Source organism: Pseudomonas sp. BIC9C, from assembly GCF_034541995.1.
GTDB classification, from domain to species: Bacteria; Pseudomonadota; Gammaproteobacteria; order Pseudomonadales; family Pseudomonadaceae; genus Aquipseudomonas; species Aquipseudomonas fluorescens_CC.
This window is the reverse complement of sequence record NZ_JAWDGM010000009.1, coordinates 1-25,323: the sequence shown is the minus strand read 5'-3', so window position 1 is coordinate 25,323 and position 25,323 is coordinate 1. Positions and strand designations below refer to the sequence as shown.

The following is a 25,323-nucleotide window of genomic DNA, read 5'->3' as shown; positions in this document are numbered from 1 at the left end:
TGCAACAGGGCCGCGCTGCCCGTTGCATTGTTTCAACCTCCATTTGAATAAATCAGTCCGGCGAGGTGTTTAACAAGTTCCCATGGGAAGAAAGCGGCACGTAGCAATGCTCATCAACGTTCCAATCTGAATAAGAGACGGAGAACGACATGCACATCAATAAGCTTTTACTCGCAGTAGCTATTGGCGCGGTTCTGTCGGCGTCTACCGTATTGATTCCGGACAGCCTGTCCGGGGTATCCAGTGCACATGCCAAGGAAGGGGGTAGTGGCGGTGGGGGTGGAGGCAGTGGTGGAGGCGGTGGCGGCGGAAGCGGCGGTGGCGGCGGTGGCGGCAGCGGTGGCGGCGGCAGTCACGGTGGAAGTGGCAGTGGTGGCAACAGCGGCAGCGGCCACAGTGGCGACCATGGCAGTGCCAACAGCGGTTCGGGTCACTCCGGATCGGCTTCGTCCTCAGGACGGAGCGGCACCCATAATGAACCCGGGGATGACCGTGGCGTACATCGGGCTGGTGAGATCGGTGACGATCGCGGCGTTCATGCCAATGGTGAGGTCGGCGATGACCGTGGCGTTCATGCCAATGGCGAAGTTGGCGATGACCGTGGTGTCCATGCCAAGCCCGGGGATGACCGAGGTGTCCATGCCCAACCCGGCGATGACAAAAGGAGCTGATCCGCGCTGATTCCCATACAACACAAAACCATTGTGGGAGCGAGCAAGTCGGATCGCCGCACCGCCGCTCTCACAATCGATTGTGTGAACCGTCTAATTACCCCCCACCTTCAACCCGATCCAGCCGCTCGCGCAAGAACTCAACCAGCGCCTGCACCGGCCGCGAGCTCTGCCGGTGTTGCGGATAGACCGCAGACAACGTCAGCGGCTCCGGCCGGAATTCTCCCAGCACTTGCACCAGCCTTCCATCCTTCAGTGCCGAATCGACAATGAACGTCGGCAAATACGTGATCCCCAGCCCGGCTATGGCCGCATCCTTGAGCACTTCGCCATTGTTGACCCGCATCCGCCCGCTGACATTGACAGTCAGCGGCTTGCCCTGCCCCGCAAAACGCCATTGCACCTGTCGACCATGGCCGTACGGCAGACAGTCATGACCGAGTAAATCCTCAGGTTTGAGCGGAGTACCGCGTTCGGCCAGGTACGCCGGGCTCGCACAATACACCCGCTGGATCGACGCGATCCGCCGGGCAATCAACGTCGAGTCCTCGAGCGTGCCGATGCGCAACGCCAGGTCGTAGCCCTCACCCAGCAAATCCACAGGTCGATCGCTCAAATCCATCTCCACCGTCACGTCGCGATAGCGCTGCAAAAACACCGGTAACAGGCACCCCAGATGCGCCAGTGCGAACGACAGCGGTGCACTCACACGAATGGTCCCCCGTGGCTCGGTGGTCTGGCCGGCAATGCCCTGTTCAACTTGTTCGACTTCGCTGAGCAGGCGCAAGGCTGACTCGTAATAGCTTTGCCCCAGCGGCGTGACATCCAGGCGCCGGGTCGAGCGATTGAGCAAGCGCACGCCCAGGCGCTCTTCAAGTTGCATCAAGCGGCGGCTGACAAACTGCTTGGACAGGCCCAATTGATCGGCGGCCGAAGTGAAGCTGCCGGAGTCCATCACCTGGCAAAAAATACGCATATCTTCGAAGGGGTTCATTGTCACTTCCCGGTTGACAGTCAACCACTTTATAGCCGCTTTTTCCCTTCCAGACACCCTATTAATCTGTGTTCAAGGTGCGGTGTGGTGACGGGCTTTTCTGTGGTGGCTGTACGCTGCGCGAGTGCTCACCGACGTGATTGGCCTGGTCCTGATGTGGAGCATCGGCCACAGCGGCCGGCTGTAGCAGAATGTCAGCGGCGCACTCGGTGGAGGTCAGGAAAGGTGGTTTACTGGGGTAGTTGCAGAGTCGCTGAGCCATTGCCTGCAAAAAACCTGTGGGAGCGAGCTTGCTCGCGATGGCGGTGTGTCAGGCAACATTGCTGTGACTGACACCCCCTCTTCGCGAGCAAGCCCGCTCCCACAGGTCAGGTCTTACTTGGCGGTAAATTTCGTGTAGCTGTTGATCAGGTTGCGATAGTTCGGCAGGCGTTCCGACAGCAGGTTGGCCAGGCCTTCCATGTCGTTGCGCCAGTCGCCTTGCAGCTCGCAGGCCACGGAGAACCAGTTCAACAGTTGCGCACCGGCGGCCGACATGCGCGCCCAAGCCGCTTGTTGCACGGTGGTGTTGAAGGTGCCGGAAGCGTCGGTCACCACAAACACGTCAAAGCCTTCAGCAATGGCCGACAGGGTCGGGAACGCCACGCAGACGTCGGTCACCACACCCGCGATGATCAGTTGCTTGCGGCCGGTAGCCTTGATCGCCTTGACGAAATCTTCGTTGTCCCAGGCATTGATCTGGCCCGGGCGGGCAATGAACGGCGCGTCCGGGAACTGCGCCTTGAGCTCCGGCACGATCGGGCCGTTCGGACCGCTGTCGAAACTGGTGGTGAGGATGGTCGGCAGCTTGAAGAACTTGGCGATGTCGCCCAGCGCCAGCACGTTGTTCTTGAACTCGTTGGGCGAGAAATCCTGTACCAGCGAGATCAGACCGGTCTGGTGGTCGACCAGCAGCACAACGGCATCGTCTTTGTTCAGGCGTTTGTAAGGAACGTTGCTCATTTGAAACTCCTCGGAGGGTGGTGAGGTGCAGCGTCGACCACGATGACCGACGCTTTGTTGAGACTCAGAACGCGAAGCAGGAACAGCCGAAGGCACCCCAGAAACCGGCGAAGTCACTCACCGGCACATTCGACATACGGGCCTTCTCATGGCTGTGGGTATGCACGGCGCACGGGCCGCTGCACTGGTGAACCTGTGCCTGCAGCGGCGCGTTCGGCCGCCAGTGTCCCGGAACCTTCGCCACCGGCGACCAGTCCGGCAGCACCGGCAGGCTGACAGGCCCGAGTTTTTCGAAGTCGCCGGCACCGTAGACAATCTTGCCGCCGACCACGGTCAGTACCGATTCGATCCACTTGATCGCTTCTTCCTCGACGCTGAAGAAGTCCGCGCTCAGTACGGCCAGGTCCGCCAGTTGTCCGACCTTGATCTGGCCTTTCTTGCCCTGTTCCGACGAGAACCAGGCGCTGCCGTGGGTGAACAGCTCCAGTGCCGTGGTGCGCGGCAACCCTTCCTCGTACAGCGCCAGACCGCCGACGGTACGGCCGCTGACCATCCAGTACAGCGAGGTCCATGGGTTGTAGCTGGAGACTCGGGTGGCATCGGTACCCGCACCGACCGGCACACCTTCGGCGAGCATGCGCTTGATCGGTGGCGTGGCTTCGGCGGCCTGCTTGCCGTAGCGGTCGACGAAATATTCACCCTGGAACGCCATGCGATCCTGAATCGCGATGCCGCCCCCCAGCGCCCTCACCCGCTCGATGTTCTGCGGGGTGATGGTTTCGGCGTGGTCGAAAAACCACGGCAAGCCGTTGAACGGAATGTCGCGGTTGACCTTCTCGAACACATCGAGCATGCGGCTGATGGATTCGTTGTACGTCGCGTGCAGACGGAACGGCCAGCGTTGCTCGACCAGATGGCGCACCACTGGCTCCAGTTCGGCTTCCATGGTTTGCGGCAAGTCCGGACGCGGTTCGAGGAAGTCTTCGAAGTCCGCCGCCGAGAACACCAGCATTTCCCCGGCGCCGTTGTGCCGCAAGAAATCGTCGCCCTGGTGCAGCTTCACGCTGCCGGTCCAGTTCTTGAAGTCGGTCAGCTCTTCCTTGGGTTTCTGGGTGAACAGGTTGTAGGCGATACGGACGGTCAGTTGATCGTCCTTGGCCAGTTGCTCGATGACCTGGTAATCGTCCGGGTAGTTCTGGAAACCGCCGCCGGCATCGATCGCACTGGTGAGGCCCAGTCGATTGAGTTCGCGCATGAACTGACGGGTCGAGTTGACCTGGTATTCCAGCGGCAACTTCGGCCCCTTGGCCAGCGTCGAGTACAGAATCATCGCGTTAGGCCGTGCCACCAGCATGCCGGTCGGCTCGCCATTGGCGTCACGCACGATCTCGCCACCCGGCGGGTTCGGCGTGTCGCGGGTGTAGCCGGCTACGCGCAACGCGGCGCGGTTGAGCAAGGCGCGGTCGTACAGGTGCAATACAAACACCGGTGTGTCCGGTGCAGCCTGATTGAGCTCCGCCAGGGTCGGCATGCGCTTTTCGGCGAACTGGAATTCGTTCCAGCCACCGACCACCCGTACCCACTGCGGCGTCGGCGTGCGGTCAGCCTGATCCTTGAGCATGCGCAAGGCATCGGCCAGGGACGGCACGCCTTCCCAACGCAGTTCGAGGTTGTAGTTCAAGCCGCCACGGATCAGGTGCAAGTGCGAGTCGTTGAGCCCGGGGATCACACAACGACCCTTGAGGTCGATCACCTGGGTGTTCGCGCCACGCAGGGCCATGGCTTGTGCATCGTTGCCGACCGCGACGAAACGCCCGTCGCTGATCGCTACGGCACTGGCGAGCGGTTTTGCGCGGTCAACGGTATGGAATTGACCATTGAACAGAATCAGATCGGCGTTCATCACGGTTCCTCGTGTAAAGCGGCGGGAGACAGCCAGGGCGCGAACAGGCGCGTCGCCATGGGCATGAACAGGTAAACCACCGACAGCACGATGGTCAGGGTGATCAGGAACGTGGCAACCACGTAGTTGGAGAGAAATGCGTTAAGCCGAAGCAGTGGCCCCCAGATCAGCGGCACCAGCAAGGTGTGCGGCAGGATCACCAGCAGCGTCACCACGGCCTGCTTCCAGCGCGGCGGTGGCGTACCGGCTTCGGCCTGGGGCGAAAACCAGAACTCGTTGACCGGATTGACCTCGGTCTGGTCGCCATCGGCCAGCATCGGCGCGGCTTCGTCAACCAGCGCCTGGCGCTGCGGTGAATCGAGCCAGTTCTGCATCGCTTCGGTCGAGCAAAAGCGCAACACGCAGGTGTAGGTGTCGAGGCCGGCGTTCTTGCCGCGCACCACATCCACGCCCAAGTGCCCGACGTTCTGCGCGGCCACCTTGACGATGTTGCGCAGCCAGGCTGCATAAGGCACTTCAAAACCGGCCTTGACCCGGTGTTTGACGATCAGGGTCACCACCTCATCAGGCCCAGGACTTGCCGGCTCACGGCGATTGGATTCAGACATAACGCAAGGCTCCGGCAAAACGGACATTGAGCGCCAGGCGTCCCGGCCCGGCGATGAAAATGCTGGTGAATACAATCAACAACAGCCAGCCGAACTGGCCTTCGAAGAGTGTCCACTCTGGATGCACGAGCAACATCGACACCCACAGCAGAAACAGGATAGGCAAACACGCCAGACGCGCCAGCAAACCGGCGACGATCAGCAGCGGGCACACGACCTCGGCGAAAATCGCCAGCACCAGCGTCAGGTTCGCGCCCAGATGGAAAGGGTCTTCGATGTTTTGCAACTCGGCACTGTAGTGCAGCAGCTTGGGCAAGCCGTGTACCCACAACAGGAACAACCCGCCGCTGACCCGCAGGAACAGCAGCCCCCAGTCTTGCGCCCGATCATCACGTCGCGAAGCGTCCATGGCCCACCCGCACAAATGAAAAACCACCGGCGACGAGCCGCCGGGACAGGACTAGATAGTGCCGGGGCAGGACGAGGAAAAATTGAATGCACGTGCTCTGTTTCCCGGTGTGGACCGAGAACGGCCCATCGACACTGATCACTGTGGGAGCGAGCTTGCTCGCGATGGCGGGATGTTGGGCGACGTATCTTTTACCGGTGTACATATCCATTGCTGCGGTAACGGCGGCTGACGGTTCCGCTTTTACAGCGGGTTACTTGGAAAAGCCCCAAGTAACCAAGGGCTCTTGCCCCTGACGTTCGGTGCCTCGCCAAGGCTCGGCATTCCCTCGCTCCGGTCCTGCTCCGTGGGCCCGCCGCGATCGGCCATCCATGGCCGTACGCGGCTAACCCGGCATCCATGCCGGGTTGCCCACTGCACAGAACCTGCGCTCGGCCTCTCGAGGGGGCAAGAAGATCAAAAGCCAAAGCAAAAGCGAGGCGGCCTGCTGGCCGGCCTGATCGAAATTGAACGCGTTTCCCTGTAGGAGCGAGCCTGCTCGCGAAAAACGCCGGGACAACGCGGGTATTCAGGCCGCACGCGTTATCGTTGACGTCCATCGCGAGCAGGCTCGCTCCTACAGAAGAGCAGAGCAGAGCAAAGGCGGATCGGCGTACACCCACGCTTCTCACCACTCAACAGGCCGAGCGTTAGCTCGCCTGCCGCTCTTGATCTTGATCCACCCGCCCCCTCGGCAGGCTGAGTGGAGGTGTTCATCCGAGGATAGGCGCGCAGCGCCGTTCGACGCAGTCGAACTCATTGCATGTAGGTCGTCGCGAAGCCGACCGGAGGGCAATGCCCCCGGATGAATGCCGGAGCGAAGGAACCCCGAGCCTAAGCGAGGGGCCGTACGTAAGGGGCGAGACCTTTTGGTTCCTTTTGGCTGGGCACACCGGGCGCTTGCCAAAAGGGACTCGCCGTAAGGGCGAAACCACCAGCCGCCGTTACCGCAGAAACGGATATGTACTCAATCAAAAAAGCAGCCTGGTCGGCCCAGAGGCCGCCAAGGTCAATACCTAGGAAACATCCAAAGCCACAGACATGAACTGACTGATCCGCGACCGCAACCACCGCTCCGCCGGATCATTGTCATGCACCCCGCTCCAGGCCATCGACAACTGCGCCGCCTCGATCTCGAACGGCGGATCCTCAGCCCGCAACCCACACCCCTCCACCAACGCACACGCCGCATAATCCGGCACCGTGGCAATCATCTCGGTGCCCGCGAGCAACGCCCGCAACCCACTGAACTGCGGCACCCCCAGCACCACACGACGACTACGCCCGACCTTCGCCAGATCGAGGTCGATATTGCCGCTCAAGTCCCCCGAGAACGACACCATCGCATGGGGCCGCTCACAGTACTCGTCCAGGGTCAGCGTCCCCGGCCGGGTGTCGCCACGCAGCACTTTGCAGGGAATATCGCGCAGCTTCTTGCGCTTGGCATTGGCCGGCAGATCCGTGGTGTAGCTCACGCCCACCGATATTTCCCCCGAGGCCAGCAGCGCCGGCATCAACAGGTAATTGGCCCGCCGCACGACCACGACGATGCCCGGTGCTTCCTCTTGCAACTGGCGCAACAACGGTGGAAACAGGCCGAACTCGGCATCGTCCGACAGCCCGATGCGAAACACGTCGCAACTGGTCGCCGGATCGAATTCCCTGGCCCGGCTGACCGCGCCGGAAATGGTGTCCATCGCGGGCTGCAACTCCTTGAGAATCGCCAACGCGCGCGCCGTCGGTTCCATGCCGCGACCGTTGCGCAGCAGCAACGGGTCGTCGAACAGATCGCGCAAACGCCCCAGCGCGGCACTCACCGCCGGTTGCCCCATGAACAGTTTCTCCGCGACGCGGGTCAGGTTCTTTTCGAACATCAAGGCTTCGAAAATCACCAGCAGGTTCATGTCGACGCGACGCAGATCGTTACGGTTCATAGGCACGGGTTCCTTGTGTGTTCGGCCAGGCGCAAGTGCGGTGGACTTTACTCGATCAACGGCACGTTTGCCGCTCGTTTGTACGGCCCGTATTCCACCGGCACCCACTCGAAATGCTTGCCTTGGGCGCTGATATGACCGATGCCGGGGAACGGCAAATGCGCAGCCGTCACCCAGGTCTTGCTGGCGGCCGCGGCACTGAACACCTGGTTGCGACTGTTGATCGCTTGCTGGCTGTTGACGTCGAAACCGATTGATACCTCAGGGTGCAGGAACTGCACGGCGAGGTTGTGCACCAGGTCCCCCATGAACAGGATGCTTTGCCCTCCGGAGGTGAAGCGGTACGTGGTGCTGCCCGGCGTGTGCCCGGCCTCCAGTTGCGCCTCGACCACACCCGGCAGCGGTGACTGGCCGGGGGCGAAGGTCTTGAACCGGCCGGCGGCAACGTAAGGTGCTGTGGAATCCTGGGCGATTTTGAAGTAGCCCTTGGCCGCTTCCGGCGCCTTGGCCAAGGCCTGCGGGTCGAGCCAGAAGTCGGCTTCGGCCTTGGCCGCATACACCGTGGCGTTGGCGAACACCGGTTGTTGCTGGCCGTCCACCAGACCGCAGACGTGATCCAGGTGCAGGTGAGTGATCAGGATGGCGTCCACCTGCTCCGGTTTGTAGCCGGCCGCTTGCAGGTTGGCCGGGAGCTGGCCTGCGGTAGGACCGATGCACTGCCCTGCCCCGGTATCAATCAGCACAAGCTGCTTACCGGTGTTGACCAGAAACGCGTTGAAGGCGGTCTGCACACCCGGGGTTTCAATCGAGCGACGGGCCAGCAGAGCGCGGATCTGGCTCTGGCTCATGCCCTGCAACAACTTCGGCGACAGGTCGTTGTAGCCGTCGAACAGCGCCGTCACTTCGTAATCCCCCAGCGCCAGCCGGAAGTAACCGGGTACTTGCGTGCCCACCTGCGCGGGCGCCTGGGCCAGCGCGCTGGCGGATATCAGCACCAGGCCGATGGCCCCCAGCGTTCCCTGCCATGTCCGTTTCATCTGCTCACCTTTTCAAGCCAACCGGCGGTCCGTAATGGCCCGCTCCAGGCTGTGCATCTTGGACCCACCGCCGCTGCCCGCACTTGCAGCGATGTGCTGTGTTCACAGCTTCGGGGATGGAATTAACAACGTTTAACTCGTCAAGCACTGAGGCAACTCCAACAATGAAGTCCTCAGCGCAGAACAGTTTTTTCCAGAGTAACGGTGCTGATCGCTCAAACCGGGCGCCAGTGCTTTTCCTCCTCCTACCGGACAATGGCCATGGCTTACCCACAGCACACCACCGCCCGCGCACCTGCCAGCGAACCTCGCAAGACCAGCATCGGCGGCCTCAGCCCGCAGCGCGAACGATTGGTTAAACAACTGATCCTCGAACGCCTGGGCGACAGCCTGGAAGTCACCGAGCTGGCACAGGCGTGCGCCCTCTCGCGCAGTCACTTCTCCCGCGCGTTCAAGTGCAGCACCGGTCTCTCGCCGCAGGACTGGATTCGCCAGCAACGCGTCACCCTGGCCAAGCAATTGATCCAGTACACCGACATGAGCCTTACGCAGATCAGCCTCGAATGCGGCTTCTGCGATCAGGCGCACTTCTGCCACATCTTCACCCGCAGCGAAGGTATCAATCCGTTTGCCTGGCGCTGCCGGGTGGTGCCAGGCCTTAAAAGCAAAAGATCGCAGCCTTCGGCAGCTCCTGCGGGTATGCACGCTAACGTGTAGGAGCCGGCGAAGGCTGCGATCTTTTGATCTAGCTTTCTAGCCTTTCAAAAACGCCAACAGATCCGCGTTGAGCTGATCCTTATGGGTGTCCGTCAAAACCGTGCGGGGCGCCCGGGTAAATCTTCAGCGTCGAGCCCTTCACCAGTCTGGCGCTGGAGACGCCCGCCGCCTCGTACGGCACAACCTGATCCGCGTCGCCGTGCACCACCAGCGTCGGCACGTCGAACTTCTTCAGGTCTTCGGTGAAGTCGGTTTCCGAAAATGCCTTGATGCAGTCATAGGCGTTCTTGTGGCCGGCCATCATGCCCTGCATCCAGAACCAGTCGATCATGCCTTGGGACGGTTTTGCGTCAGGTTTGTTGAAGCCGAAGAACGGGCCGCTGGCGAGGTCGATGTACAGCTGCGAGCGATCGACCAGCGAGGCCTGGCGGATGCCGTCGAACACTTCCAGCGGCAGGCCGCCGGGGTTGGCTTCGGTCTTGAGCATCAGGGGTGGCACGGCGGAAATCAGCCCGGCCTTGGCCACGCGGCCGGTGCCGTGGCGGCCGATGTATCGCGCCACCTCGCCACCGCCAGTGGAGAAGCCGAACAGCACGGCGTTTTGCAGATCGAGCAGTTCGATCAACTGCGCCAGGTCGTCGGCGTAATGGTCCATGTCATTGCCCGACCATGGCTGGCTGGAACGCCCATGACCGCGACGGTCGAGGGCGATGACCCGGTAGCCCTTGGAGGCCAGGAAGATCATCTGCGATTCCCAGCTGTCAGCGTTCAATGGCCAGCCGTGACTGAAGACAATCGGCTGACCGGTGCCCCAGTCCTTGTAGTAAATCTCGACGCCGTCGCGGGTAGTGAAGGTGCTCATGGGTGATGCCTCCTTAACGAGGGTTGGGGGGTGTATCAAACCGGTAGCTGGTTCATGCGATCCGCCAGGCGCGCCACTCGCTCGCCCAGGTGCGCGGCGGTGCAGCGATCCTCGGGCGGAGGGGCATCGTCGGGGGATTGCTCGACATTCGACTGGGCCATGGCGCCCAGTGAGCTGCCCAAGCGATTGAGTTGGCCGTTGAACGCGCCGGTGCTGGAGCGCGCCGGCAGCAGGTCGAGGCCGACCCAGATCATCGAGTGCTGGGCGGCGAACACCGCCATCTGCAGCAAGGTGTTGAGCTTGTCGCCGCACAGGCAGCCGGAATTGGTGAAGCCCGCGGCGAGTTTGTCGCGCCAGGGCTGGGCCAGGTAGAACGCCGCCGTGGCCTCCATGAACGCTTTGAAGGCCGCCGAGGCGCTGCCCATGTAGGTCGGCGCGCCGAAGATAATGGCATCGGCGTTGTGCAGGCGCTCCCAGTGCTCGTCCACGTCCTCGACCGGAATCAACTGGCAGGTGCTGCCCAGGTGCCGTTCCACGCCCCCGGCCACGGCTTCGGCCATGACCCGGGTGTGCCCGTAGCCACTGTGATAGACCACCACCACGTTGCTCATTGGTTTGTCCTTGAGAGGGGTTAAATCCATTTGTAGGAGCGAGCTTGCTCCGGGCGGCGTTCCGACGATGGTGTGTCAGCCACATTGGTGTCGACTGATACTCCATCGCGAGCAAGCTCGCTCCTACATGGGAAGAGAGTTTTGGGCGCAGACCGGACGCAGGACGAGTTAAACGTTGTTAATTTTCCATGGCGCACAAAAAGCCCCGGCAATCGCTGTCCATCTGTCGCGCCCAATGATCACCGGGCTGACGGTCCCTGGCCGATACGCTAGAGTCAATGCCTGCACCCGATAGTCCCCCGGGCGGCGCATTGCGCTGGTTCAAAAACCTGAGGAATATGCTCGGAAACCGCGAACCAGACGGATTCAACAGGAGCGACTCGTTGACCCTTTCCCCCGAGCAGGCTGTGCGTTTCGGCCCCTACCGGGTCTACCCCGGACAACGCCTGGTGATGGAGGCTGACCAGCCCTTGCGCCTGGGCCGGCACGCCATGGACATCCTGTTGATCCTGCTGGAACACGCCGGCAACGTGGTCAGCAAACAACAATTAATCGCCCGGGTCTGGCCCAACAGCGTGGTCGAAGACATCAACCTGCGGGTGCACATGGCCGCGTTGCGCAAGGCGCTCGGCGACGGCCAGGCGGGCCAGCGCTACATCGTCACCGTGGCCCAGCGCGGGTACAGTTTTGTCGCACCGCACTCACTGGATCAGGCCGGGCAACCGCCGGCACCCGTGGCCTGCGCGCCGAGCCGGCATAACCTGCCCGTGCGCCGTACGCGCATGATCGGCCGGCAGACGCTGGTCGACAATCTGATGGAACAACTGCCACGCCAGCGCTTCATCACCCTCGTCGGTCCCGGCGGCATCGGCAAGACCACCGTGGCCCTGCGGGTTGCCGAACAGATGATCGGTCGCTACCGGGATGGCATTCGCCTGCTGGACCTGGCCCCGATCAATTGCCCGCTGATGATCGACGGCCATCTGGCGACGTTGCTCGAACTGGCCCTGCACGACGATGAACCCCTGAGCGGGCTTGCAGACCATCTGCGCGACCGCCACATGCTGCTGGTCATCGACAACTGCGAGCACCTGGTCGACGCCATCGCCCAGCTCTGCGAAAACATTCTGCGCAGTGCGCCGCAAGTGCATATTCTCGCCACCAGCCGCGAGAGCCTGCGGGCCGAAGGGGAATTCGTCCAGCGTCTGGAATCACTCGACTGCCCGCCGCCCATCGCCGTCCTCGACCGCGCCCAGGCCATGACCTTTTCCGCCCTGCAACTGTTCGTCGAACGGGCCATGGCCAGCCATGACAGCTTTGAACTGACGGACGGTGAGCTGCCGCTATTGATCGACATCTGCCACCGACTGGACGGCATTCCACTGGCCATCGAACTGGCAGCAGCGCAAGTGGGCAACTTCGGATTGCACGGCTTGCTGGCGCAGTTGCAAAGCAGTTTCCGGGTGCTGACCCAGCCCTGCCAGACGCCCCTGGCACGGCATCAGACCTTGCGCGCAACCCTGGACTGGAGCTTCGAACTGCTCAGCGCCTGCGAAAAGACCTGCCTGCGTCGACTGAGTGTGTTTCGCGGTGGCTTCACCCTGGAGTCGGCAGCGGCGGTGATTGTCGGCGAACACATCGAACCCCGCGAGGTGTTCGGTTCAATCACGCAATTGGTCGCCAAGTCGTTACTGAACGTGGAAGTCGGCGACGAAGACGTGTACTACCGCTTGCTCGATACCACCCGCCACTATGCCCTGGAAAAACTCGCGCAAACCGCCGACCTGCCCGGCACACGGGAACGGCACGCCGAGCACTGTCTGGCGCTGATGCAACAGGCGCAGGACGACTGGGAGAAAAAGTCGACCGGCCTGTGGATCGAGCGCTATGGCCGGGCCCTGGAGGATATCCGCGCGGCCCTCGACTGGGGTTTGCACGCACAAGGGCCAAGGGCCCTGGCGATACGCCTGGCCGCGACGTCCACCCCCTTGTGGCAGGAGTTGTCACTGGTCAAGGAACATGGCGGTTATGTGCGCAAGGCGCTGGCTTTGCTCGATCAAACACCCGAGCCTTGCCCGCGCTTGAAGATGGCCCTCAAGCTGGCCCTGGGCAGTGCCTGTTACCACGCTCAGGGTGGTAGCGCCGAAACCGTTGGCGCCTTTGTCAGCGCCAGAGCCCTGGCCAGACAACTCGATGATGTGGCCGGTCAGCTGCGGGCGATTTCCGGTCACCTGGCCGTCAATCTCAGCTGCGGTCAATACCAGATGGCCCTGGAGCAGAGCCGACAATTCGATCAGCTCGGGCTGCATGACGACGCCCTGATGTCCCTGAGCACGCACCGATTGCGCGTGCTGGCCCTGCACTTCTCCGGCGACCAGCATCAAGCTCGCAAGCATGCCGAACAGGTGCTGCAACGCATGGCCCACAGCGGTCATCTCAACCGTTTCACCCATGGTTTCGGCGTGCAATACGACCAGAGCGTCGCGGCGCTGACCCTCCACGCGCGCATCCTCTGGCTGCAAGGCCAACCGGAACAGGCCTGGCGCACGGCCCGGCAGGCGCTGGACATCGCGTTGCAGATCAACCACGGCACGTCGATCTGCTACACCCTGGCGCTCTCCGGCTGCCTGATCGCCTACTACAACGGCGACACCCGCAGTGCCCGCGAACTCCTGCGCCTGCTGCTGGAACAGGCGCAGAAACATTCGGTTCCACTGTTTTACAACTGGGCGCAACACTACGCGAAGGTGATTGGCGGCACCGAAGTTCGGCCATCCGGCCGTCAAAGTGCCGGTTTGATCAAAGACATCATGGTCACGCTGGATTCGACCTGCGTCGACGATGATTTGCTCGAACGCGCGCAAAGCGGTGCTTCGGGCTGGAGCACGGCAGAGATTTTGCGAGCCAGGGCCAAGACGTTGCTGGCAACGGATTGTCCAGTCAAGGCCGCGACGGCCGAAACGGTACTGCTCAAGGCACTCGACGTGGCAAAGGCCCAGGGTGCCCTGGCCTGGGAGCTGCGCAGCGCCACCTCACTGGCGCAGTTGTGGCAGCGTCAGGGCCGCCCCCAACGGGCGTATCAATTGCTGGCACCGGTCTACCAGCGCTTCACCGAAGGTTTTGCCACGCCAGACCTGATGACGGTTCGCCGGCTACTCGACGAGCTGCAATGCCACCTGCCCGCCTGAAGGCCAGCGCATTTGCCTGATGTAACCGGCATAACGCACTTCGAGGGTGCGCAATTCCCCACTGAGTTCGAGTTTTTCCAATGCGTAGGTGCGGGTGGTGTTGAGGAAGCGGTAACGGGTCACTCCCCCTCCCTGCTCCCGGGACAGCAGTGACTTGAATGCCAGGCTTTCCAGCACCTTGATCAGGTCGGCGGCGGGCAGCCTGTCGCAACAGATCACGCCAATCGCTGCGTCCTGGGTAAACGCCATTTTGAACACCGCCAGGCGCTGCAACACGGTTTGCTCCACTGCAGTCAACCGTTCGTAGCTCCAGTCCAGCGCGGCCTTGAGGGTCTGATGCCGGGGAACGGCCGTGCGACGGCCCTGGATCAGCAACTGAAAACAGTTGTCGAGTTGGGCCTGCAACCCCACCAGCGCCAACGCATCGATCTGCGCCGCGGCCAGTTCAATCGCCAGCGGCAGGCCATCCAGGCGCCGGCAGATTTCGCGCACGACCTTGAGGTCCTGTTCGCGCAGGCTGAAGCCTTGCTGACGGGCCCGGGCACGGCTGACAAACAACTGCACCGCCGAATAGCCCATGACCTCGGCGACACTGTGCAGCGCTGATGCCGGCGGCACCGCCAGCGGTGGTAGACGCAACACCGTTTCGCCCACCGCCTTGAGCGGCTCGCGGCTGGTGGCGAGGATCGACAGTCGAGGCATCGATTGCAGCAGTGTCTCGATCAGCGATCGGCAGCGTTCGAGCAGGTGCTCGCAGTTGTCCAGGACCAACAGGGCATGCCGTTGCGACAGCGCCTCCAGCGTGGTGCCGACCTTCAGTTCAAGGGTTCGTGTGAGGTAGTCGGTCACTTGCGCCGGGTCATCGATCGCCGCCAGATCCACCAGCCACACCCCGTGCCGATAGTGCTGCAACAACAGTTCGGCTACACGCAGGGCCACCGTGGTCTTGCCGATCCCGCAAGGCCCGACCAGGGTCATGAATCGCCGCACCGGCAACTGCCGCACCAGGCTGCCGACAACGGCATCGCGCCCGGTGATCGACGTGAGCCGTGCCGGCAGGTTGTGCAGGGGCTTTTGTACGGTCTCGCTCGGGAACGACACGGGCTCTGGCGAGTGCAGCACCGGGGCGACAAAACTGTAGCCGCGCTGGGGAATGTTGACGATGTAGCACTGGCCGTTCTGTCCGTCGCACAGGGCACGGCGCAGGGCGGCAATGTGCACGCGCAGGTTGATCTCTTCGACCACCGAGCACGGCCAGACCTGCGCAATCAACTCCTCCTTGCTGACCACCGAGCCCGCGTGCTCGACCAATACCTGCAACACATCAAGGGCACGGCCGCCCAGGCGCAGCGGTCGATCGCCGTCCAGTACCAGCCGCTGACTGAGGTGGAAGGCATAGGGACCAAATTGCAGCACCGCTTCGCTGTTTATATCTCTGAGGCTGTTCATGGGCTGTCACCCGCGGGAAACCTGACTTCCATCCTGGCTCCGCACCGTCCTTGCAATGAGTTCACCGGTATCTTGGCAGGCCTCGGTGACCGTACAACTGTCACGGGGGGAGCATCACGGCCATTGCGGTGCGCGCGACGGACACACGCCTGCTAGCTGAACTGCTCGCGGTATTGAGTCGGGGTCAGGCCAAGTTTTTCACTGAACAGAAAACGCATGTGCCGCACGCTGCCGAAGCCGCTTTTGAACGCCACGGTCTTGAACGGCAACTCCGTGGTTTCCAGCAGGTTCCTGGCGCAATCGATACGGGCGCTTTGCAGAAACTCCATGGGCGTCATGTTCACATCCCGGGCGAACACCCTGGCGAAATGACGCGGGCTCATGTTGGCCAGCCCTGCCATGGACTCGATGCTGTAGGTTTCATCGAGGTGCTCAAGCACATGGTTCTGCACACGGGTAATCGCCGTTTCGTGGGGCGCCACCGCTGCCATCAACGGGCTGAACTGCGCCTGCCCGCCCTGGCGCTTCATCACCACCAGCAGCACCTTGGCCACGTCCTGGGCGACCTTCTTGCCGTGGTCCTGCGCCACCACCGACAACGCCAGGTCGATCCCGGCAGTCACGCCGCCGGAGGTGATCAGGCTGCGGTCCTGAACAAAGATCTGATCGGTCTCGACAGTCGCTTTCGGAAAGGCCTTGATCAGCCGCTCGGTGTAGTGCCAGTGGGTGGTGACGCGGTAGCCATCGAGCAAACCGGCATGCCCCAACACGAATGCCCCGGTGCAGATGGAACCATAACCGGCAGACCGGCTGACGTTGTGCCTGAGCCAGTTGAGCAATGGTGGATGCTTTTCGTTGTAGGCACCGGGGCCACCGGGTACGAGCAGCAAATCAAAACCCTCGCAGACCTGATCGATGTGCCGGTCGGCATGCACGCTCACCCCGTTGGACGCCCGCAGAGCGCCGGGCTCGGTGCCGATGGTCGACAGCACATAGTGATCTTCGGGTTTCAGATAACGATTGGCGATGGAAAACACCTCCATGGGCCCGGCCATGTCGAGCAGGAGAAAGTCGGGAAACAGCACCATTGCCACGGTTTTCATGGATTGGAATTCACTGGGATCTATAGGGTCGGTACACCAAACCTTGTGGGAGCGGGCTTGCTCCCACAGGTTTCGGTGCTGTGCATTATGACCAGACACACGCCAAAGTCGGTAAAGAATAGCTGATTGGCGCCTGCCAACTGTCAACTTGATAGAGACAGTATTTCAATTTTCATCTACTTATTGAACCAACCAGTAAACATTAACCTTCTCCTCAGTCGGACGAATTCACGTCCCCACAGGAGATTTCATCATGCTGACACTTCGCAAAGCCTCGGATCGTGGCCTGGCCAATCACGGCTGGTTGAAGTCGTTCCATACCTTTTCCTTCGCCAACTATCGCAACCCGAAAGAGCAGGGTTTTTCTGACCTGTTGGTGATCAACGACGACCGCGTTGCCGCCGGCAAAGGCTTCGGCCAGCACCCGCACCGCGACATGGAGATTTTCTCCTATGTGCTTGAAGGTGCCCTGGAACACAAGGACACCCTGGGCACCGGTTCGGTGATCCGCCCCGGCGACGTGCAACTGATGAGCGCCGGCAGCGGCGTGGCCCACAGCGAGTTCAACCACTCCGGCACCCGGCCGGTGCACTTTCTGCAAATCTGGATCGTGCCTGATGTCAGCGGCGCCAAACCGCGCTATCAGCAAGAGCACTTCAGCACCCAGAAGAAACGCGGACGCCTGCAACTGATCATCTCGCCGGACGGCGCCAAGGGTTCGCTGAAGGTGCGTCAGGATGCACGGGTGTATGCCGGCCTGATCGACGGCAAGGAAAGCGCCACCCTGGAGCTCGCCGCCAACCGCTACGCCTATGTACACGTGGCTCGGGGCAGCGTCGAACTCAACGGAGTGTTGTTGCAGGAGGGCGACGGTGTGCGGGTCCGCGAAGAACAGGCGCTGACCTTGAGCAACGGCGTGGACGCTGAAGTGCTGGTCTTCGACCTGCGCCCACAGGAACTGCCGGAAATGCCATGACAAAACCCTGTGGGAGCGGCGGTGCGGCGATCCGACTTGCTCGCGAAGGCGGTGGGTCAGACGACATCTCTGTTGAATGACACCGCGCTTTCGCGAGCAAGCCCGCTTGTATGGTAGGACTTGAAGGGAGGAGGAGGGACAAAGCCCGATTCTGACTGTTGACGCAGTACAGATCCGTGGGAGATTTCGCCCCTCCTCCTTTCACCCAAGCGCCGATAAAGAATGCATCTGGCTAGACCGACGATAGGAACAAGCCTGCGCCTCTGGGTGAGCCCTTCAAGTGCTCAAAACCATATCCCGGAGGAAATTTAATGGCAATGCCGGTTTCTGTCTCAAAGCCGATCGCAGGCGTGGATGTCGCCAAGAATGAACTGGTGATTTATCACGCCGAACTTGACCTGCTTGAAACGATTCCCAACAACAAGGCAGCCATCAAGCAGTGGCTGAAGGACTTGCCGAGGACAGTGGCCATCGCCATTGAGTCGACCAATATCTATCACCTGGAGTTCGCCGATCTGGCCTACGAGGCCGGCTGCGTGATTTACATGGTGGGTGGCTATGAGCTGAGCCATTACCGCAAAGGGGTGAATGTCCGCGCCAAAACCGACGCGCTGGATGCCAGGCTGCTCGCTCGCTACCTGAAGAACGAAGGTGACGATCTTCATCCCTGGACCCCGCCATCACCGCTGTACCGTCAGCTCTTGAGCCTTTTTCGCCGCCGGGCGGCTCTGGTTCAGGCACGAGTGGGCCTGGTGCAAAGCTGGGCGAATGAACCGCTGTTGAAGACCGCTTTCGCCGAGCAAGTGAAATCCATGCAACAGCTTGAGGCGCTGGTCGAAAAGACGATTAAGGATTATCTGAAAGAAGCCGGTTTGCTCGGTCAGTTGAAGCGCTGTCTGAAAGTTGAAGGCATCGGATTTTTGACCGGAGCCCGCTTGATCGCAGCATTCCAGCGAGGCGATTTCAGAAACGCAGATGCCTTCATCGCCTTTCTGGGAATGGATTTGCGGGTGGCGAAGTCAGGACAAAAAGACGGTCGCCGAAGCTTGACCAAACGAGGTGATCCGGAAGCTCGCCGACTTCTGCACAACGCAGCCATGTCGGCCAGTCGTACACCAGCCTGGAAAGATTTTTACGCGGCACAAAGAGCTCGAGGGTTCAGCACCACTCAGGCACTGGTGATACTGGCTCGCAAACTTGCTCGGGTCGTATTCGCCTTGCTCAAGGGGCAAAGCGAATACCAGCCAAAAGTCGGTTGAGGGCTTCCCCTCAACCATAGAATCTCCCACAGGTTGTGTGGTCCCCGGGTTTACTCGCCGGTGCCGGCGAACCCCGCGACAATCTCATCAATCACCGCCCGGACCCTGGCCGTATGCCGCAGGTCCGCGTGGGTCACCAGCCAGATGTCATAGGGCAACGGCCGCGAGCGCTCCGGCCAGAGCCTGACCAGACCTTCCCGCTCCCCCAGGTACACCGGAACCTCCCCGACCCCGATCCCCGCCGCAATCGAACGGCGCACCAGCAGGCTGGAACTGAGGCTCGCGACAATCCGCCCGCGCGCCACCGGTTCCGAGACCAGCGTCAGGTCTTTGTTGCCCTGCAAGTACGGTTGATACACCACCAGATCATGCCCGGCGAACGCCGAGCCAGGCTCCGGCACGCCGTGGGCATCGACATAGGCTTGCGAGGCAAACAGCCCCACCGGCCAGCGCGCGATGCGCCGGGCGATCAGGTCCGGGTTGTCCGGTCGGGTGTTACGCACGGCAATGTCCGCCTCACGCTTGGCCAGGCTGAGTATCTGTGTGGTGGCGTCCAGTTGCACCCGTACATCCGGGTGTTGTCGATGCAGGCGGGCAATCGCCGGGATCAGGAAATCAATCGCCAGGGTATCGGTGGTACTGACGCGAACCGTGCCGCTCAAGCGATCGTCCAGGCCCTGGATCTGGCGTTGCAGCTCCAGGGCCGAATGCTCCATTTTCTCTACCGCCTTGAGCGCCGCTTCGCCGACAGCCGTGAGCGCGTAACCTTCGGAGGTGCGCAGGAACAAGGTCGCGCTCAATGACTTCTCCAGCGCCGTGATGCGCCGGCCGACCGTGGCCTGATCGACTCCCAATACCCGCGCTGCGCCACGCAACGTGGATTCGCGGCAAACCGCGAGAAATACCCGGGCGTCATCCCAGTTCATAACGCTCTCCTGACGATGCAATTAAGCATCAGCATAGCGCGTAATCGCTGCATTAATGCTTCGATGAATCTCGATATGCTGAAAGCCTGAGTGACTCCACAGGACAATGCACATGCACGGTTCATCGCATCCGGTTACCCCTGCACGCAGCGCGATCTGGCTACCGATCTTCGCCGGCCTCTGCGCCAGCCTGGTCAGCATCGGCCTGGCGCGTTTCGCCTACACACCGTTGATACCTTCGCTGATCCAGGCTCACTGGTTTTCCGCCAGCGACGTGGTGTACCTCGGTGCCGCCAATCTGGTGGGTTACCTGATCGGCGCACTGATCGGCCACCCACTGGCACGCCGGACCTCGAACAAGACCGCCCTGCGCCTGATGATGCTGGCAGTGACGCTGGCGTTTTTCGCCTGTGGTTTTCCGTTGTCGGTGAGCTGGTTCTTCGGCTGGCGCCTGCTGTCGGGGATTGCCGGTGGCGCGATCATGGTACTGGTGGCGGCAACCGTACTGCCCCACGTACCGGCAGCCCGCAAAGGCCTGGCCAGCGGCGCGATATTCCTGGGCATCGGCCTGGGCATTGCCGGGTCGGGGACGATCGTGCCGCCGCTGCTGAGCCTCGGTTTGCAGCAAACCTGGTTCGGCCTTGGCTTGCTGGCCCTGGTGCTGACCGCTGCCAGTTGGTTTGGCTGGCCAGGCGCCGCGCACCCGGCAGCCGCTGCGCCGTCGAATACATCGTCGTCGAGCCCAACCGACCCGAGCGTTTACCTGCTGTTCGCCCAATACGCGTTCATGGCGGCCGGGCTGGTGCCAGCCATGGTGTTCCTGGTGGATTACGTCGCCCGCGGGCTCAATGCCGGGGCACATGTCGGCGCGCTGATCTGGGTGATGTATGGCCTGGGCGCGATTGTCGGGCCGGTGAGCTACGGTTTTCTGGCCGACCAACTGGGCGCGAAAACGGGTATCCGCATCGTGCTGGCGGTGCAGGCTCTGGCGGTTGGCCTGCTATCGATCAGCAGTTCGTTCGCGGCGCTGGCTTTACTGGCGGTGATCCTCGGCTCCTTCCCACCAGGCATCGTGCCGCTGGCATTGGCGCGGGTGCATGAGCTGATCCCCGGGCATCACCGGCAACAGGTTGCCTGGAGTCGCGCCACCGTGTCGTTCGCTACCTTCCAGGCCCTCTCCGGGTTCGCTTATTCGGCGCTGTTCAACGCCAGTGGCGGCCATCATGCCCTGATGTTCGTGATTGCCGCCGGCGCCATTGTTGTAGCGCTGTTGCTGGAACTGGGCAGCAGACTGTTCAGCCGTTCGACCGAATCATTAACACTCAATACAGGTATATGAAATGACACTGCCCCAGACCATGACCCTGATCGAAATCACCGAACCCGGTGGCCCCGACGTCCTGCAACCGCGCCAGGCGCCTGTGCCCGTTGCCGAGGCTGGCGAGATTCTGATCCGCGTGCACGCCGCCGGGGTCAATCGCCCGGACGCACTTCAACGGGCCGGCAAATACCCGTTGAAACCCGGTATGAACCCGATTCCGGGGCTGGAAGTGGCCGGTGAAGTGGTGGCGATTGGCGCGGGTGTCAGCGAATTCAGGCTCGGTGACAAGGTCTGCGCCCTGACCAATGGCGGCGGGTACGCGCAATATTGCGTGGTCCCGGCCAGTCAGGCCCTGCCGATCCCCGAAGGGATGGACTGGTTGCAGGCAGCGGCCATCCCGGAAACCTACTTCACGGTGTGGGCCAACCTGTTCGGCCTTGGCGGTGCACGCCAGGGTCAGCGTGTATTGATCCACGGTGGCACCAGCGGCATCGGCACCACCGCGTTGATGCTGTGCCGCGAGCTCGGCATCGAAGCGTTCGCCACCGCCGGCAGCGAGGAAAAATGCGCAGCGATTAGCGAATTGGGCGCCAAGGCGATCAACTATCGCGACCAGGACTTTGTGCAGGTCATCGCGGAAAAAACCGCCGGCCAGGGCGTCAACGTGATCCTGGACATCATGGGCGGCTCGTACCTCAACAACAATGTGGCAGCCCTGGCTCTGGAAGGTCGGCTGGTGATGCTCGGTTTCCTCGGTGGCGCGCACGCCAGGGATGTCGACTTGCTGGCGATCATGGCCAAGCGCGCCGTTGTCACCGGCTCCCTGCTGCGCTCCAGGACCCGGGAAGAAAAAGCCGACATCGCCCGCCAATTGCGCGAACACCTATGGCCGGTGCTGACCGCCGGACGCTGCTTGCCGATGATCGACAAGGTTTACCCGCTCACTGACGCGGCACAGGCCCATGCCCGGATGGAAGCGGGAGAACACATCGGCAAGATCGTCATGCGCGTGGGCACTTGATGGCCTGCTGAAAGCCCCCCCCTTCAGGTGGCCGGGCCGGCGGTGGTTCAGGGAGCGCAGGACTCCTGACGGTTGGCCACTTCTGCGCCCCGCTCCCCCTGATAACGGGCCCGATAGCGCCCCGGACTTTCCCCGGTCCACTTCTTGAATGCCCGATGGAAAGCGCTGGGTTCCTGGAAACCCAGTCGCTCGGCGATATCGCTGATGCTCGCATCGCTCTCACGCAATTGCTCGAAGGCCACACCGCGCCGTACCTCGTCCTTGATCTCCTGATAGGAACAGCCTTCACGCTCCAGTTTGCGGCGGAAGGTGCTGGGGCTCAGGTGCTGTTCCAGGGCAAAGGCCTGCAACGTCGGCCATTCACTGTAGTGACTGCCGCGCAAGCGCTGATGAACCTGCGATGCCAGGCCATGCTGGTTTCGGAAGCGGATCACCAGCCATTGCGGCGCGGTACGCAGGAACACTTTCAGCGATGCCAGATCCTGAACCACCGGCAGGCGCAAGTAATGGCTGGCAAATTCGATTTCGGTGCGTTCGGCACCAAAGGTCAGGTTGGGCCCCCACAGCAGGCGGTCGTCGCCAAGCGACAGGCGCGAATGGCGGAAGTCCGCACGGTCTATGGGAATGCGTCGGCCGCCCAGCCAGCACATCAGACTGATCATCAACACCAGGAACGTTTCTTCACCGAAGCGGCTGGCATCGTTGTCCGTCGAGCGGGTTTCCAGGCTGATGACCGCACGCTTGCCCCGTACGGCCAGCGAGCCACGAAAATCGCGCAGGAACAACCCGAAGTTGGCCAGGCACTGACGCATGGCCCTGTGCAGATCGGGTTCCTGAATCAAGGCTCGGCAAATCAGGGCGAAGCTGCCCGGCGGCATGCCATGGGAGTCGAGCCCGAAAAACTCGTCATCGAGTTCGCGGATCTGAATCAGCCACAACGCGGCAAACGCATTGGCCGGCACCCGTGCCGTGGGTTCATTCATGACCGACGGATCAATGCCCGCCTGTTCGAGCACCGCCGTCACGCGCTGCGGATCATCCCTCAGCCCATGGATCATTGCCTGCACGAAATAGGCGGCAACCGAGTCCTTTTCCCGCATTGGTTCGCTTCTCTCTCATCACCCGAATGGCAAAAAACATCATTGCCGTTGAACAGTTTTGGCATAGGACAACCGCCCTGCCGGCTCTAGACTCGCGGCAATAGTACGCCTTCGGCCGCCCTCGCGGCCAAGGTATCGCAGGGTTTGATCGAAGGATGGGAACATGAATCTGCAAAATATCGGGGTGATTGGTGCGGGCACCATGGGCAATGGCATTGCACAAGTCTGCGCCATGGCCGGTTTCAACGTGACCTTGCTCGACATTTCCGAAAGCGCCTTGCAAAAAGCCGTCGCAACGGTCGGTAAAAACCTTGACCGGCAGATCGCCAAGGAAACCCTGACGCCGGAGCAGAAACAGGCCACCCTCGACAAAATCCGCACCAGCACCGACTACAGCAGTCTGCAAAACGCGCAGCTGGTCATCGAAGCGGCGACGGAAAATCTCGACCTGAAATTGCGCGTGCTGCAACAGATCGCTGCGCAAGTCAGCGGCGAATGTGTCATTGCCTCCAACACCTCGTCACTGTCGATCACCCAACTCGCCGCCAGTGTCAGCCAGCCTGAGCGCTTCATCGGCCTGCATTTCTTCAACCCGGTGCCGGTGATGGGCCTGATCGAAGTCATCCGCGGCCTGCAAACCAGTGACGCGACCCACAAACTGGCGCTGGACATGGCGACCGCCCTCGGAAAAACCGCGATTACCGCCGGCAACCGCCCGGGCTTCGTGGTCAACCGGATCCTGGTGCCGATGATCAATGAAGCGATCCTGGTGTTCCAGGAAGGCCTGGCCAGCGCCGAAGACATCGACGCCGGCATGCGCCTGGGTTGCAATCAGCCTATCGGTCCGTTGGCCCTGGCGGACCTGATTGGTCTGGATACGCTGTTGTCAATCCTCGAAGCCTTCTATGACGGTTTCAACGACAGCAAATATCGTCCGGCGCCGCTGCTCAAGGAAATGGTCGCGGCCGGTTACCTGGGGCGCAAGACGGGGCGCGGCTTCCATGCCTATGCCTGAGCGTTGCTCGCGCTTTGCCGAGTACCGGGACAAGGTCCTGGAGCTGTTTGCCTGCAAGGGATTCGGCCAGGTCGGCATGCGTGAGCTCGCGACGTGCCTGGGGCTCTCTCCAGGCTCGTTGTATCACCATTACCCCAGCAAACAGCATCTGCTGCTCGACCTGATCGAGGAGTTCTACGAGGAGCTGCTGGCCACCCTGGGACGCATCCAGCAAAAAGCTCCGGCCAAACGCGACAAACTCAATAGCCTGATCCGCGCGCACCTGAATCTGCATCGGGAAATGCCTTGGCATTTCCGCCTGGTGGAGCGCGACAGCGGTTGTCTGAACGAAGAGCAGCAGGCTCGGGTTGAGCAATTGCGCGAGCAATACGAACGCACGTTGCTGAAGATGCTGGGCGCGAAGTCCCGTTTCAGCGAGCAGGGCCTGCTGGCCGCCGGGCATGCCATTGGCGCTCTGCTCAACAGCGCTCCCAGTTGGCTGACGCCCCATGTGCTCGACGAGCAGGAACGTGATGAGCTGCTGGAAAGCATGGTCAGCGGCGCCATCGAACGTGTACTTGCGCCGCGGCGTGCGCCGGAGGCGATAAGCCTGGCGCGACCTATAGAAAAAATGTCTAAAGAAATCCAGGCTCCAGCGACGATTTAGCGCTTTGCTTGTCGGCTCGACACAATCGGAATTCGCCGACAAACCCGGCGTCCAAACCGATGTGTGTACTTGAGCACCTGGAGCCGACCATGAAAATCAATCCCTACCTTATCTTCAACGGCGACTGCAAAGACGCCTTCACGTTCTATGCGCAGTGCCTGCAAGGCCAGCTCGAAGCCATGTTGACCTTCGGTGAAACGCCGGCCGGTGAGCATGTCCCCAAGGATCTGCACAGCCTGATCATTCATACCCGCCTGATAGTGGGCGATCAGGCCATCATGGGGTCAGACACCACACCGGATCGCCCCGTCGATAAAATGAGCGCCTGCTCGATTTCACTCAACGTCGACAGCATTGCCGAGGCCGAGCGGGTCTTCAAGGCGCTGGCAGGCGGCGGCACAGTGCAAATGCCACTGGAGACCACGTTCTGGGCGGCGCGCTTCGGCATGCTGGTCGACCGCTTTGGTGTGTCGTGGATGGTTAACTGCGAAAAGGATCAGTGAAAGACCTTAGTCGATTGACCGTCTTCAAG

Annotated in this window: 22 protein-coding genes and 1 pseudogene; 10 read left to right on the top strand and 13 right to left on the bottom strand. The window is 61.6% G+C overall.

The window, feature by feature from the left end:
• Nucleotides 1-149: 149 nt before the first annotated feature.
• Nucleotides 150-671, top strand: coding sequence for a hypothetical protein (locus tag RS887_RS29205; RefSeq protein WP_322618123.1), 522 nt, complete (start codon nucleotides 150-152; stop codon nucleotides 669-671).
• A gap of 97 nt (nucleotides 672-768) precedes the next feature.
• Here RS887_RS29205 and RS887_RS29200 read toward each other — a convergent pair whose 3' ends face one another.
• The 7 genes from RS887_RS29200 to RS887_RS29170 all read right to left on the bottom strand — a co-directional run bounded on the left by RS887_RS29200 (nucleotide 769) and on the right by RS887_RS29170 (nucleotide 8,597).
• Entirely contained in the window at nucleotides 769-1,665 is an 897-nt protein-coding gene (locus RS887_RS29200; RefSeq protein ID WP_322618122.1) for a LysR family transcriptional regulator, read from the bottom strand.
• A gap of 375 nt (nucleotides 1,666-2,040) precedes the next feature.
• A complete protein-coding gene (ycaC, locus tag RS887_RS29195) occupies nucleotides 2,041-2,667 on the bottom strand; it encodes an isochorismate family cysteine hydrolase YcaC (protein ID WP_322618121.1) in 627 nt (208 codons plus the stop codon).
• A gap of 64 nt (nucleotides 2,668-2,731) precedes the next feature.
• Nucleotides 2,732-4,570, bottom strand: coding sequence for an amidohydrolase (locus RS887_RS29190; RefSeq protein WP_322618120.1), 1,839 nt, complete (start codon nucleotides 4,568-4,570; stop codon nucleotides 2,732-2,734).
• The gene (locus RS887_RS29185) at nucleotides 4,570-5,178 is read right to left on the bottom strand and encodes an antibiotic biosynthesis monooxygenase (RefSeq protein WP_322618119.1); all 609 of its coding nucleotides are present in this window, start codon (nucleotides 5,176-5,178) and stop codon (nucleotides 4,570-4,572) included. Before RS887_RS29185 ends, RS887_RS29190 begins: the two co-directional genes overlap by 1 nt.
• Nucleotides 5,171-5,587: a DoxX family protein gene (locus RS887_RS29180; protein WP_111285255.1), complete on the bottom strand. Its 417-nt coding sequence runs from the start codon at nucleotides 5,585-5,587 to the stop codon at nucleotides 5,171-5,173. Before RS887_RS29180 ends, RS887_RS29185 begins: the two co-directional genes overlap by 8 nt.
• 1,055 nt (nucleotides 5,588-6,642) lie before the next feature.
• Nucleotides 6,643-7,560, bottom strand: coding sequence for a LysR family transcriptional regulator (locus tag RS887_RS29175; protein ID WP_322618118.1), 918 nt, complete (start codon nucleotides 7,558-7,560; stop codon nucleotides 6,643-6,645).
• 47 nt (nucleotides 7,561-7,607) lie between these two features.
• Complete coding sequence (locus RS887_RS29170) at nucleotides 7,608-8,597, bottom strand: MBL fold metallo-hydrolase (protein ID WP_322618117.1); 990 nt, start codon at nucleotides 8,595-8,597, stop codon at nucleotides 7,608-7,610.
• Nucleotides 8,598-8,858: 261 nt separating this feature from the next.
• Here RS887_RS29170 and RS887_RS29165 point away from each other — a divergent pair, with 261 nt between their 5' ends.
• A complete protein-coding gene (locus tag RS887_RS29165) occupies nucleotides 8,859-9,314 on the top strand; it encodes an AraC family transcriptional regulator (protein ID WP_322618116.1) in 456 nt (151 codons plus the stop codon).
• Nucleotides 9,315-9,350: 36 nt separating this feature from the next.
• On the opposite strand, the pseudogene RS887_RS29160 reads toward RS887_RS29165, so the two are convergent.
• A pseudogene (locus tag RS887_RS29160) lies at nucleotides 9,351-10,176 on the bottom strand (alpha/beta fold hydrolase).
• Nucleotides 10,177-10,211: 35 nt separating this feature from the next.
• Nucleotides 10,212-10,787: a flavodoxin family protein gene (locus RS887_RS29155; RefSeq protein ID WP_322618115.1), complete on the bottom strand. Its 576-nt coding sequence runs from the start codon at nucleotides 10,785-10,787 to the stop codon at nucleotides 10,212-10,214.
• A gap of 383 nt (nucleotides 10,788-11,170) precedes the next feature.
• Between RS887_RS29155 and RS887_RS29150 the strand changes: the two genes are divergently transcribed.
• Nucleotides 11,171-13,975, top strand: coding sequence for an ATP-binding protein (locus tag RS887_RS29150; protein ID WP_322618114.1), 2,805 nt, complete (start codon nucleotides 11,171-11,173; stop codon nucleotides 13,973-13,975).
• Here the strand turns inward: RS887_RS29150 and RS887_RS29145 are convergent.
• Together RS887_RS29145 and RS887_RS29140 are read right to left on the bottom strand one after the other, a co-directional pair.
• Nucleotides 13,940-15,424, bottom strand: coding sequence for an ATP-binding protein (locus RS887_RS29145; RefSeq protein ID WP_322618113.1), 1,485 nt, complete (start codon nucleotides 15,422-15,424; stop codon nucleotides 13,940-13,942). The genes RS887_RS29150 and RS887_RS29145 overlap by 36 nt on opposite strands.
• Before the next feature lie 152 nt (nucleotides 15,425-15,576).
• The gene (locus tag RS887_RS29140; RefSeq protein WP_322618112.1) at nucleotides 15,577-16,527 is read right to left on the bottom strand and encodes a GlxA family transcriptional regulator; all 951 of its coding nucleotides are present in this window, start codon (nucleotides 16,525-16,527) and stop codon (nucleotides 15,577-15,579) included.
• Between the two features lie 253 nt (nucleotides 16,528-16,780).
• Here RS887_RS29140 and RS887_RS29135 point away from each other — a divergent pair, with 253 nt between their 5' ends.
• Together RS887_RS29135 and RS887_RS29130 are read left to right on the top strand one after the other, a co-directional pair.
• Nucleotides 16,781-17,503: a pirin family protein gene (locus RS887_RS29135; RefSeq protein WP_322618111.1), complete on the top strand. Its 723-nt coding sequence runs from the start codon at nucleotides 16,781-16,783 to the stop codon at nucleotides 17,501-17,503.
• A gap of 311 nt (nucleotides 17,504-17,814) precedes the next feature.
• Nucleotides 17,815-18,762, top strand: coding sequence for a transposase (locus RS887_RS29130; RefSeq protein WP_322614560.1), 948 nt, complete (start codon nucleotides 17,815-17,817; stop codon nucleotides 18,760-18,762).
• A gap of 50 nt (nucleotides 18,763-18,812) precedes the next feature.
• Here the strand turns inward: RS887_RS29130 and RS887_RS29125 are convergent, their stop codons facing one another.
• Nucleotides 18,813-19,688 (bottom strand): LysR family transcriptional regulator, encoded by an 876-nt coding sequence (locus RS887_RS29125; RefSeq protein WP_322618110.1) that lies wholly within the window; start codon nucleotides 19,686-19,688, stop codon nucleotides 18,813-18,815.
• A 112-nt stretch (nucleotides 19,689-19,800) separates the two neighbouring features.
• Between RS887_RS29125 and RS887_RS29120 the strand changes: the two genes are divergently transcribed.
• Together RS887_RS29120 and RS887_RS29115 are read left to right on the top strand one after the other, a co-directional pair.
• The gene (locus tag RS887_RS29120) at nucleotides 19,801-21,027 is read left to right on the top strand and encodes a YbfB/YjiJ family MFS transporter (protein WP_322618109.1); all 1,227 of its coding nucleotides are present in this window, start codon (nucleotides 19,801-19,803) and stop codon (nucleotides 21,025-21,027) included.
• 1 nt (nucleotide 21,028) lies between these two features.
• On the top strand, nucleotides 21,029-22,030 hold the full coding sequence (locus RS887_RS29115; protein ID WP_322618108.1) for an NAD(P)H-quinone oxidoreductase: 1,002 nt from the start codon (nucleotides 21,029-21,031) through the stop codon (nucleotides 22,028-22,030).
• 47 nt (nucleotides 22,031-22,077) lie between these two features.
• Here RS887_RS29115 and RS887_RS29110 read toward each other — a convergent pair whose 3' ends face one another.
• On the bottom strand, nucleotides 22,078-23,130 hold the full coding sequence (locus tag RS887_RS29110) for an AraC family transcriptional regulator (RefSeq protein WP_322618107.1): 1,053 nt from the start codon (nucleotides 23,128-23,130) through the stop codon (nucleotides 22,078-22,080).
• A 163-nt stretch (nucleotides 23,131-23,293) separates the two neighbouring features.
• Here RS887_RS29110 and RS887_RS29105 point away from each other — a divergent pair, with 163 nt between their 5' ends.
• The 3 genes from RS887_RS29105 to RS887_RS29095 all read left to right on the top strand — a co-directional run bounded on the left by RS887_RS29105 (nucleotide 23,294) and on the right by RS887_RS29095 (nucleotide 25,294).
• Nucleotides 23,294-24,145, top strand: a complete 852-nt coding sequence (locus RS887_RS29105) for a 3-hydroxybutyryl-CoA dehydrogenase (protein ID WP_322618106.1) — start codon at nucleotides 23,294-23,296, stop codon at nucleotides 24,143-24,145.
• A complete protein-coding gene (locus RS887_RS29100; RefSeq protein WP_322618105.1) occupies nucleotides 24,132-24,791 on the top strand; it encodes a TetR/AcrR family transcriptional regulator in 660 nt (219 codons plus the stop codon). The genes RS887_RS29105 and RS887_RS29100 overlap by 14 nt, the downstream gene beginning before the upstream one ends.
• 89 nt (nucleotides 24,792-24,880) lie before the next feature.
• The gene (locus tag RS887_RS29095) at nucleotides 24,881-25,294 is read left to right on the top strand and encodes a glyoxalase/bleomycin resistance/extradiol dioxygenase family protein (protein WP_322618104.1); all 414 of its coding nucleotides are present in this window, start codon (nucleotides 24,881-24,883) and stop codon (nucleotides 25,292-25,294) included.
• Nucleotides 25,295-25,323 lie beyond the last annotated feature (29 nt).

Coding starts and splice junctions, on each gene's coding strand:
- RS887_RS29205 (WP_322618123.1), top strand. CDS start 150: ATGCACATCAATAAGCTTTTACTCGCAGTAGCTATTGGCGCGGTTCTG.
- RS887_RS29200 (WP_322618122.1), bottom strand. CDS start 1,665: ATGAACCCCTTCGAAGATATGCGTATTTTTTGCCAGGTGATGGACTCC.
- ycaC (WP_322618121.1), bottom strand. CDS start 2,667: ATGAGCAACGTTCCTTACAAACGCCTGAACAAAGACGATGCCGTTGTG.
- RS887_RS29190 (WP_322618120.1), bottom strand. CDS start 4,570: ATGAACGCCGATCTGATTCTGTTCAATGGTCAATTCCATACCGTTGAC.
- RS887_RS29185 (WP_322618119.1), bottom strand. CDS start 5,178: ATGTCTGAATCCAATCGCCGTGAGCCGGCAAGTCCTGGGCCTGATGAG.
- RS887_RS29180 (WP_111285255.1), bottom strand. CDS start 5,587: ATGGACGCTTCGCGACGTGATGATCGGGCGCAAGACTGGGGGCTGCTG.
- RS887_RS29175 (WP_322618118.1), bottom strand. CDS start 7,560: ATGAACCGTAACGATCTGCGTCGCGTCGACATGAACCTGCTGGTGATT.
- RS887_RS29170 (WP_322618117.1), bottom strand. CDS start 8,597: ATGAAACGGACATGGCAGGGAACGCTGGGGGCCATCGGCCTGGTGCTG.
- RS887_RS29165 (WP_322618116.1), top strand. CDS start 8,859: ATGGCTTACCCACAGCACACCACCGCCCGCGCACCTGCCAGCGAACCT.
- RS887_RS29155 (WP_322618115.1), bottom strand. CDS start 10,787: ATGAGCAACGTGGTGGTGGTCTATCACAGTGGCTACGGGCACACCCGG.
- RS887_RS29145 (WP_322618113.1), bottom strand. CDS start 15,424: ATGAACAGCCTCAGAGATATAAACAGCGAAGCGGTGCTGCAATTTGGT.
- RS887_RS29140 (WP_322618112.1), bottom strand. CDS start 16,527: ATGAAAACCGTGGCAATGGTGCTGTTTCCCGACTTTCTCCTGCTCGAC.
- RS887_RS29135 (WP_322618111.1), top strand. CDS start 16,781: ATGCTGACACTTCGCAAAGCCTCGGATCGTGGCCTGGCCAATCACGGC.
- RS887_RS29130 (WP_322614560.1), top strand. CDS start 17,815: ATGGCAATGCCGGTTTCTGTCTCAAAGCCGATCGCAGGCGTGGATGTC.
- RS887_RS29125 (WP_322618110.1), bottom strand. CDS start 19,688: ATGAACTGGGATGACGCCCGGGTATTTCTCGCGGTTTGCCGCGAATCC.
- RS887_RS29120 (WP_322618109.1), top strand. CDS start 19,801: ATGCACGGTTCATCGCATCCGGTTACCCCTGCACGCAGCGCGATCTGG.
- RS887_RS29115 (WP_322618108.1), top strand. CDS start 21,029: ATGACACTGCCCCAGACCATGACCCTGATCGAAATCACCGAACCCGGT.
- RS887_RS29110 (WP_322618107.1), bottom strand. CDS start 23,130: ATGCGGGAAAAGGACTCGGTTGCCGCCTATTTCGTGCAGGCAATGATC.
- RS887_RS29105 (WP_322618106.1), top strand. CDS start 23,294: ATGAATCTGCAAAATATCGGGGTGATTGGTGCGGGCACCATGGGCAAT.
- RS887_RS29100 (WP_322618105.1), top strand. CDS start 24,132: ATGCCTATGCCTGAGCGTTGCTCGCGCTTTGCCGAGTACCGGGACAAG.
- RS887_RS29095 (WP_322618104.1), top strand. CDS start 24,881: ATGAAAATCAATCCCTACCTTATCTTCAACGGCGACTGCAAAGACGCC.